Consider the following 8,967-nt stretch of genomic DNA (forward strand, 5'->3'; position numbering starts at 1 on the left):
GCGGAGCACAGCGCCATGCCCAGAGCCATGCGAACGCCGATGCTGCTTCTGCCACTCCTCACGGGTCTGCTGGGCGGCTGCGCCGTGCCACAGACGCCCCCGCCGATGCCCGTCGCCCAGACGCCCGTCGTGAAGGCCTTCCGCAACGCCGTTCCCGTCGCCATCGACCCGCGCAGCGGCGCCGTCACGGCGGAGGAACACGCCCGGGTGGTGCGCACGGTGGCCGGGCTCGGCCGCGACGCCACCCCCCACGTGACGGTCACCGGCCCGATGCTCGCCGCTCCGGCGCGGGCCGCCGTCGCCTCCCTGCTGGGCCAAGCCGGGGTGCCGCCGGAGAACGTCACCTTCGCCCCCGACCAGACCGGCGCCCCGGCGCTCCAGGTGACCACCTACGTCGCGCTGGCCCCGGACTGCGGGGCGTGGAGCGACATCTACAACGGCTGGTACCAGAACAGCCCGACCGAGGCGCTGGGCTGCAGCAACCGGCGCAACCTCGCTCTGATGCTGGCCGATCCGCGCGACCTCGTGCAGGGCCGCGAGACCGTGCCCGCCGACGGCCAGCGCATGGCCGGTGCCGTCCAGCGCTACCGCGCCGACAAGGTGAAGCCCTTCGTGAAGGGCAACGGCTCCAACACCTTCTTGCTGGCCCCCGGCATGAACGGAACCCAGGAGGACCAATGAGCCTGCTCGCCACCCTTCTCGGGGACGCGCCGTCGCCGGCCGACGCCGCCCGCGGCTCCGCTCCCCGCCTGCTCGCCTACCTCGCCGACGCGGCCAGCGCTGCCCTGCTGAACAGCGCTGCCGCGTCCCTGCTGCCCTGCGAGGTGCGGACCGGCGACATCCGCAGCGCCGTCCGCGATCTTGCTCGCCAGCGCTCGCCCGACCTGCTGCTGGTCGATCTGTCCGGCGTCGCCAACCCGCTGGCCGCCATGGAGGCGCTGGCCGGGGTCTGCGACCCGTCGGTGCGGGTCATTGCGGTCGGCGACAGCAACGACATCGGCCTCTATCGCGACCTGCGGCGGATCGGGGTCACCGACTATCTGTTCAAGCCGCTGTCCCGCGACCTGCTGGAGGGGGCGTTGCGCGCCGCCGCCGCCGGCGCCGCGGCGGACGAGGCGGCGGGACGGCTGGGCAAGCTGGTGGCGGTGGTCGGCGCGCGCGGCGGCGTGGGCACGACCACGGTGGCGGTGCATCTGGGCTGCTGGCTGGCCGACGGGGCGCGGGGCCGCACGGCGCTGGTCGACCTCGACCTGCAGAACGGCACGGTGGCGCTGGCCCTCAACCTGCGGCCCGAGCCGGCGCTGCGCGAGGCGGTGGAGGCGCCCGACCGGGTTGACGACGTGTTCATGGAGCGCGCCATGGTCGCCGCCTCCGACCGCCTGTCCGTCCTGGCGGCGGAGGAACCGGTGGAGGACGTGATCGACATCGCGCCGGCCGCCGCCCTGTCGGTGCTGAACCGTCTCCAGGCCCGCCACAACTACGTCGTCGTGGACGCCGGCCGCGCCCAGGGCGGGGCCGCCCGCGCCGCGCTGGAGGCGGCGTCCATCGTGGTCCTGGTCGGCGACGCCAGCGTCGCCGGTCTGCGCGATCTGGTGCGGCTGCGCGCCGCCATCGCGCGCCGGGCCGGCGGCGGGCGTCTGGTCACCGTCCTGAACCGGCGCGGCGCCCCCGGCGAGCTTCCCGCGGCGGACCTCATGCGCACGCTGGGCGAGCCGCCGGAGCACGCCCTGCCCTACCGCCCGGTGCCGCTGGCCGTCGCCGCGGGCGTCGGCGAGCCGGCCTTCCGCCACTGCCGCCGCTTCCGCGAGGCGATGGAGCGGCTGGGCGCCGACGTCGCCGGGCAGCCCGCCGCCCAGGACGGCCTGTTCCGCCGTTGGGTGCGGCGATGAGCACCCTGTTCGGCCGCAAGACCGCCCCCCCCTCCCTGGCGGTCGCCAGCCCGCCGCCCGAGGAGCCGAAGCCCGCCCTGCCGCCGGCGCCGGTGGCACCTCCCGCCCCGCCGCCGCCGGCCGCGCTGCGCCCGGTCAACCGCTCGCTGAACGACATCCGGTCGCAGGTGCTGGCCCGCATCGACCCGGCGACCATCGCCGACATGCCGGCGGAAACGCTGCGCCCGCTGGTCGAGCGGCTGATCGACGACATCGCCACCACCAGCCGCAGCCAGCTGAACGGGCGCGAGCAGGCCACGCTGGCGACGGAGCTGGTCCACGACATGATCGGGCTGGGGCCGCTGGAACCGCTGCTGGCCGACGACGCGATCACCGACATCATGGTCAACGGCCCGTCGCGCACCTTCGCCGAGCAGCGCGGCAAGCTGGTGGAGATGCCGGTGCGCTTCCGCGACGCCGGGCATCTGCTGAACATCGCGCAACGCATCGCCTCGGCGGTGGGGCGGCGGGTGGACGAGTCCAGCCCGATGGTCGACGCCCGCCTGGCCGACGGCAGCCGCGTCAACATCGTGGTGCCGCCGCTGGCGCTCGACGGCGCCTGCATCTCCATCCGCAAATTCGCCCGCCGCACCATCGGCTTCCGCGAGCTGGTGGAGTTCCGCAGCATGTCCGAGCCGATGGCCCGCGCGCTGGAGATCATCGGGCGCTGCCGGCTGAACGTCATCATCTCCGGCGGCACCGGCTCGGGCAAGACGACGCTGCTCAACGCCATGTCCCGCCCCATCGAGGCGACGGAACGCGTCATCACCATCGAGGACGCGGCCGAACTCCAGCTCCAGCAGCCCCATGTCGTCCGGCTGGAGACGCGCCCGCCCAACTTGGAGGGCCAGGGGCAGGTGACGCAGCGCGACCTCGTCCGCAACGCGCTGCGCATGCGGCCCGACCGCATCATCATCGGCGAGGTGCGCGGGGCGGAGGCCTTCGACATGCTCCAGGCCATGAACACCGGCCATGACGGGTCGATGTCCACCATCCACGCCAACAATCCGCGCGACGCGCTGAGCCGCGTCGAGAACATGGTGCTGATGGCCGGGATGAACCTGCCCAGCCGCGCCATCCGCCAGCAGATCGCCGGAGCGGTCAACGTCATCGTCCAGGTCCAGCGCATGCGCGACGGCGTGCGCCGCATCACCCACGTCACCGAGCTGGTCGGCATGGAGGGCGACGTGATCCTGACCCAGGACCTCTTCACCTTCGAGTTCCGCGGCGAGAACCGCGACGGGATCCTGGAAGGGCGCTACGCCGCCACCGGCCTGCGCCCACGCTTCGCCGAGCGGCTGGCCTATTTCGGGCAGGAGGCGGCCTGGAACACCGCCACCACCGGCCTGTAGCGGGAGGGTACACGCGATGGACCGCATCCAGGCCCTTCAGCTCGCCACCACGCTCCTCGGCGTCGGGACGCTGCTGTTCGCTCTGTCCACCCTGCGCGCCTTCCGCCGCCACACGGCGCTACGCCGCCGGCTGGCCGCCCTGTCGGCCGAGGCGCGGGCGGTGGTCGAGGACGGCAGCCCCGACATCACCGGCGCCGGGTCCCTGACCCTCGCCGACCGGGTGAAGCGGCGCATGTCGCGCTTCTACGCACGGCGCCAGACCGTCTATCTGCCGCCGGGCATCCGGCTGTGGCGGGCGCTTCTGTACGCCGTGATCGCCGCCGGCCTGTGCTGGTGGCTGGGCGGGCCGGTAATGGGCGACGCGGGCGCCACGACCGCCGCCGCCGTGGCCCTGCTGGTCACCCCGCGCCTCGTCTTCGCCGCCAGCCGCCGCAAGACGCTGGAGGCGCTGATGAACCAGCTCCCCGACGCGATCAGCCTCGTCGTCCGCGCCACTCGCGCCGGCATCCCGGTGTCGGAAAGCCTGCGCATGGTCGGCACCGAGCTGTCCGAGCCGATCGCCCCGCTGTTCCGCCGCATCGTCGACGAGACGGCCATGGGCATCGACCTGGAAACCGTGCTGGCCCGCGCCGCCGCCAACGTCCGCCTGCCGGAGTTCCGCTTCTTCGTCGTCACCCTGCTGCTCCAGCGGGAAACCGGCGGCAACCTGACGGAGCCGCTGGAGAATCTGGCCGACATGATCCGCCAGCGCCGCCGCGTGCAGATGCGCACCCGCGCCCTGACCTCGGAGGCGCGCAGCTCCGCCGCCGTGCTGGCCGCCCTGCCCTTCCTGGCCGGCGGCGGCATGGCGATGCTGAACCCCGACTATGCATGGCGGCTGATCGACGAGCCGAGCGGCCAGACGATGCTGCTGGTGGCGGGCGGGCTGCTGCTGGTCGGCGTCGGCTCCATGCAGCTCCTCATCCGGAGGACCCTGTCATGAGCGGCGGCGTGATGGGCGGCCTGATCCCACAGCCGGTCCTTCTCGGCTTCGGCGTGCTGATGATCCTGACCGGGGTGGCCGGGCTGCGCTCCTGCGTGCTGCGCGAGCGGCTGCTGGCCCGGCTGGAGCGCCTGCGCGCCGGAACCGCGCCCTCAGCCGCGCCGGAGACGGAACGCCGCAGCCTGCTGAGCCGGATCGGCGCCGCGCTGGCACGCACGCCGCTCGTCGGCTCCGCCGACCGGGAGCGGATGCGCAAGAGCCTGATCGCCGCCGGCTACAACCAGCCCGGCCACCTCTATTCCCTGCTCGGCATCAAGCTGCTGTGCATCGGCGCCGGGATGGCGCTGGTCCCGGCGGCGGCGGGCGACCTGCTGCCGTCGCTGATCGGCGCGCCGGGCGCCGCCGCGCAGGTGGTGGCCGGCGCCTTGCTCGGCTGGCGGCTGCCCGATCTGGCGCTGGGCCGGATGCGCGACCGCCGCCTGGAGGAGGTGCGCAACGGCCTGCCCGACGCGCTCGACCTGCTGGTGATCTGCGGCGAGGCCGGCCTCGGCCTGGAAGCGGCGGTGGACCGCGTGGCCCGCGAGGTGGCGACCGCCTACCCGGCGCTGAGCGCCGAGCTGTCGGCCACCGCGGCGGAGATGCGCGTGCTGTCCGACCGCGGCGGCGCGCTCAACAATCTGGCCGCCCGGCTGGACATGGAGGGCGTGCGCGGCATGGCGACGACGCTGATCCAGGCCATGCGCTACGGCACGCCGCTGGCCCAGGCGCTGCGCGTCCTGGCCGGGGAGATGCGCGCCCAGCGCCTCGCCCGGTTCGAGGAGAAGGCGGCCCGCCTGCCGGTGCTGCTCACCCTGCCCATGGTGGTCTTCATCCTGCCCTGCGTCTTCATCGTCGTCGGCGGCCCCGCCATGCTCGACGTCTCGCGCAGCTTCGACAGCGCCGGCACCAGCCAGCAGGCCCATTCCAGCCAGACCCATTCGAACCCGCCCCACAGCCAGACCAAGGGAGGTCAGCCATGATCGCCACCCCGTCCCTCCGTCCGTCCAGGAAGCGTCTGTCCCTGGGCCGCGCCGCGGCGGCCGCCCTCCTGCTGCTGTCGGTCAGCGCTTGCGCCAGCCCGCCGGGCGGTGGGCCGGTGGGGTCGAAGAACGGCCCCACGGCCAACGCCACGCTGGACGACAAGGCGCGCGTGCAGCTCCGCCTCGCCCGCGCCGCGCAGGAGGCGGGCAACACCGGCTCCGCGGTGCGCTTCTACCGGGCGGTGCTGGATCAGGCGCCGGGCCATGTCGGCGCCCTGCTCGGGCTGGGCGAAACCCTGTCGGAGAGCGGGTCCGCCGCCGACGCGGTGGTCGAACTCCAGAAGGCCGCCGCAGCGGTGCCCGACAATGTGGAGGTGCAGACGGCGCTGGGTCGCGCGCTGGTCCGCGCCAACCGGCCCGCCGACGCGCTGAACCGCTTCGACGCCCTGCTCCGCCGCAACGACGACGACCTGCGCGCCCGCCTGAACCGCGGCGTCGCCCTCGACCTCGCCGGGCGGCACGCGGAAGCCCAGGGCGAATACCGCCACGTCCTGAAGGCGGAGCCGAACAACGCGGCGGCCATGGCCAACCTCGGCCTGTCACTGGCGCTGAACGGCAGCGCGGAGGGGGTGGCGATCCTCGAAGGCCTCGTGCAAGGCGGGGTCGACTCTCCCCGCGTGCGCCAGAACCTCGCGCTGGCCTATGGGCTTAAGGGCGATCTGGAGGCGGCGGCCCGCGTGGCCCGGCTCGACCTCGACGACGCCAACGTGCGTTCCAACCTGGCCTTCTACGAGACGGCACGCCAGTTCGTCGCCTTCAAACCGTGAGGCGGCCATGCTCAGCCGCAACCGCAGCCCCCTGCTCCGCCTTTTGCCCCGTCTTCTGCGTGACCGCCGGGGCCTGACCACGCTGGAGCTGGCCATCGTGTCTCCAGCGCTGATCGCGGGCATGATCGCGCTGGCCGAGGTGTCCTACTCGCTGACCGTGGACGGTCTGCTCAACCACGCCGCCCGCGCCGCCGCCCGCAGCGGCTTCACCGGGGAACTGGCGACCGGCTTCACCGACCGCCGCGCCCAGGTCTGCGACACGGTGCGCCGGCTGACCTCCCGGGTGCTCGACCAGAGCCGCCTGTCGGTGCGCAGCCACAGCTACGCCTCCTTCACCACGCTGGGGCAGGTCAACGGCGGGGTTCCGCCCTCGACCTCGCTGACCGACCTGAATTGCGGCTCGACCAACTGGGACGCCAAGCAGACCGGGGCGGCGCTGGGCGGCAGCGGGCAGGTCGTCGTCTACGCGCTGCGCTACACCCAACCGGTGCTGACCGGGCTCGGCGCCACGATCCTCGGCCGGGCGGAGCTGGTCCACGAAGCCCGCTTGGCCGTGCGCAACGAACCCTTCATGGTGGGGGAGTGACCGGCATGACGGGACATTGTCCATTCCGCCGAAACCCGTTGCGCGACCGCCGCGGGGTCGCGGCGCTGGAGATGGCGCTGCTGGCGCCGGTTCTTCTGCTGCTGGTCACCGCCACGGTCGACGTGGTGCGCTACGTCAGCATCAGCCTGACCCTGAACCGCACCGCCGCCAATGTCAGCGACATCGCCACCCAGTTCGACAAGCTGCGCGCCGGCATGACGGTGGTGAAGGGAAACGAGGTCGGCGTGCTGTTTCTCGCCGCGACGGAGGTCGCCCAGCCGCTGGACCTGATGGCCGGCGGGCAGGTGATCGTCAGCTCGGTCGCCAACATGGGCCAGGGATCGCGGGTGATGTGGCAGCAGCAGGCCGGCACCGGCTCGGCCGCCAGTCACCTCGGCGCCGCGGGTGGGGCCGCCAAACTGCCGCCCGGCTTCACCCAGCAGCCCGGCGACAACGCCATCTTCACCGAGCTGTTCTACCGCTTCACCCCATACCTGCTGAGCGGACCCTGGCTCGGCAACGCCGGGACCTCCACGACGCTCTACGCCAGCGCCGTCTACCAGCCCCGGCTCGGCACGCTCACCACGCTGGAGACCGGGCCATGAGGACAGTGCTCACCTCTGCGGGCCGCTTGCTCACCTCCTTGGGCGCGGTGCGGCGGGACCGCCGGGGCGCCACCGCGCTGATGTTCGCCGCCGCCGCGGTGCCGCTTCTGGGCATGGTCGGGCTGGCGGTGGATTACGGCCGGGCCTTCCTGGTGCAGTCGCGGCTCCAGACCGCCATCGACGCCGGGGCGCTGGCCGCCGGCAAGATGCTGAACTCCTCGGCGGACGCCCAGAAGGACATCGCCATGTTCGTCGCGGCCAACCTGCCGCCGGGCTTCCTGGGCGCGGCCATCGGCACCCCGGCGGTGACGCTGGACCAGACGAACCAGCGCGTCGGCGTCTCCGTCACCGCCACCCTGCCGACGACCTTTCTGCGCGTCCTGCGGGTCAACCAGCTCACCATCTCCGTCACCAACCAGGTGCAGCGCGCCAACGCCGGGCTGGAGCTGGCCCTGGTGCTCGACGTCACCGGCTCGATGGCCACCAACAACCGCATCGGGGAGCTGCGCAGCGCCGCCACCGACCTCGTCAACATCCTGTTCGGGCCGGGCAGCACGCCGCCGAAGAATCTGTGGGTCTCCATCGCCCCCTACGCGGCGGAGGTCAACATCGGCAAGACCCGGACGACCTGGCTGGCGGCGGGCAGCTACGACGCCACCAAATGGGCCTCCCAGGGCTGGCGCGGCTGCGTCCTGGCGCGCACCCAGCCGCAGGACCAGACGGACACGCCGCCGGCTTCCGCGCCCTTCAAGCCCTTCTGGTACCCGAACAACCAATACAACGGGAACAACAACGACAATCCCTGGACCCCGAACAACATCACCGATGACGGTACCTACCGTCAGACCAACGACATGGCCGGGCCGAACCTCGGCTGCCCGCCGCCGGTCATGCCGCTGACCAACGACCGTACGGCCCTGCTGTCCAAGATCGCCGGGCTGAAGCCGGTGAACCGCGGCGGGACCATGGCGAACCAGGGGCTTCAGGCCGGCTGGTTCACCCTGTCGCCGAAATGGCGCGGCCTGTGGGGCGGCACGACGCCGAACACGCTGCCGCTCGATTACGGGACGCCGGACATGTCCAAGGCGGTCGTCCTGCTGACCGACGGCAACAACGAGTGGTACAAGTACAAGCCGCAGGGCGACTACACCAGCTACCAGCGCCTCAGCGATGGGCTGCTCGGCACCACCAACACCAATCAGGTGACCACGGCGATCGACAACCGCATGCTGACGCTGTGCAGCAACATGAAGGCGGCGGGGATCACCCTGTTCACCATCACCGTCGGCGACAGCGCCAGCAGCAGCACCCGCACGCTTTACCAAAGCTGCGCCTCGCCCGGCCCGAACCATTATTTCGACAGCCCGACGCCGGCGGACCTCCAGACAGTGTTCCGCACCATCGCCGGCCAGCTCAGCAACTTGCGGATCATCCGCTGAAAGGCCGGTGCTGAACGGCCGGCAGCATGGCCAGGGGCGGTATGGCGGAGACGGCGGTTTATGACCTATTGCGCATTGGTCCGCCGCCGCCCGATGGGCTACAGGAATCGGGACCGTGCAGACAAGAGGCCCGCCCGTCATGTCCCAGACCTTCCCCCAGACCTTCCATGTGATCGTCGCCGAGGACGACCCGGTCGTCGCGGTCACCATTGCCGAAACCCTGGAGGAG

General features: G+C 72.4%; 10 protein-coding genes (1 of these 10 running past the window's edge). All 10 read left to right on the forward strand.

The genetic code is table 11. The features are described 5' to 3' along the window. The first annotated feature begins 15 nt into the window (after positions 1 to 15). Positions 16 to 681, forward strand: coding sequence for a CpaD family pilus assembly protein (locus AMK58_RS25100; RefSeq protein ID WP_236778367.1), 666 nt, complete (start codon positions 16 to 18; stop codon positions 679 to 681). Beyond that, the gene (locus tag AMK58_RS25105; protein ID WP_059399602.1) at positions 678 to 1,889 is read left to right on the forward strand and encodes a CpaE/TadZ family protein; all 1,212 of its coding nucleotides are present in this window, start codon (positions 678 to 680) and stop codon (positions 1,887 to 1,889) included. Before AMK58_RS25100 ends, AMK58_RS25105 begins: the two co-directional genes overlap by 4 nt. Beyond that, a complete protein-coding gene (locus tag AMK58_RS25110) occupies positions 1,886 to 3,280 on the forward strand; it encodes a TadA family conjugal transfer-associated ATPase (protein WP_059399603.1) in 1,395 nt (464 codons plus the stop codon). Before AMK58_RS25105 ends, AMK58_RS25110 begins: the two co-directional genes overlap by 4 nt. Before the next feature lie 16 nt (positions 3,281 to 3,296). Continuing rightward, the gene (locus AMK58_RS25115) at positions 3,297 to 4,262 is read left to right on the forward strand and encodes a type II secretion system F family protein (RefSeq protein WP_051140973.1); all 966 of its coding nucleotides are present in this window, start codon (positions 3,297 to 3,299) and stop codon (positions 4,260 to 4,262) included. Beyond that, entirely contained in the window at positions 4,259 to 5,281 is a 1,023-nt protein-coding gene (locus AMK58_RS31160) for a type II secretion system F family protein (RefSeq protein WP_059399604.1), read from the forward strand. Before AMK58_RS25115 ends, AMK58_RS31160 begins: the two co-directional genes overlap by 4 nt. Beyond that, positions 5,278 to 6,108 (forward strand): tetratricopeptide repeat protein, encoded by an 831-nt coding sequence (locus tag AMK58_RS25125; RefSeq protein ID WP_059399605.1) that lies wholly within the window; start codon positions 5,278 to 5,280, stop codon positions 6,106 to 6,108. Before AMK58_RS31160 ends, AMK58_RS25125 begins: the two co-directional genes overlap by 4 nt. Before the next feature lie 7 nt (positions 6,109 to 6,115). Next, complete coding sequence (locus AMK58_RS25130; protein WP_035682859.1) at positions 6,116 to 6,694, forward strand: TadE family protein; 579 nt, start codon at positions 6,116 to 6,118, stop codon at positions 6,692 to 6,694. A gap of 5 nt (positions 6,695 to 6,699) precedes the next feature. Then, positions 6,700 to 7,299, forward strand: a complete 600-nt coding sequence (locus AMK58_RS25135) for a TadE/TadG family type IV pilus assembly protein (RefSeq protein ID WP_079285406.1) — start codon at positions 6,700 to 6,702, stop codon at positions 7,297 to 7,299. Beyond that, a complete protein-coding gene (locus AMK58_RS25140; protein ID WP_079285407.1) occupies positions 7,296 to 8,738 on the forward strand; it encodes a TadE/TadG family type IV pilus assembly protein in 1,443 nt (480 codons plus the stop codon). Before AMK58_RS25135 ends, AMK58_RS25140 begins: the two co-directional genes overlap by 4 nt. Positions 8,739 to 8,877: 139 nt before the next feature. Then, positions 8,878 to 8,967: the 5' portion of a response regulator gene (locus tag AMK58_RS25145; protein ID WP_035682866.1), read on the forward strand. 285 nt of this gene lie beyond the right edge of the window; only the first 90 of its 375 coding nucleotides appear in the window; its start codon is at positions 8,878 to 8,880; its stop codon lies off the right edge, out of view.

Origin of the sequence: Azospirillum brasilense, assembly GCF_001315015.1 — a bacterium.
Classification (GTDB): Bacteria; Pseudomonadota; Alphaproteobacteria; order Azospirillales; family Azospirillaceae; genus Azospirillum; species Azospirillum brasilense.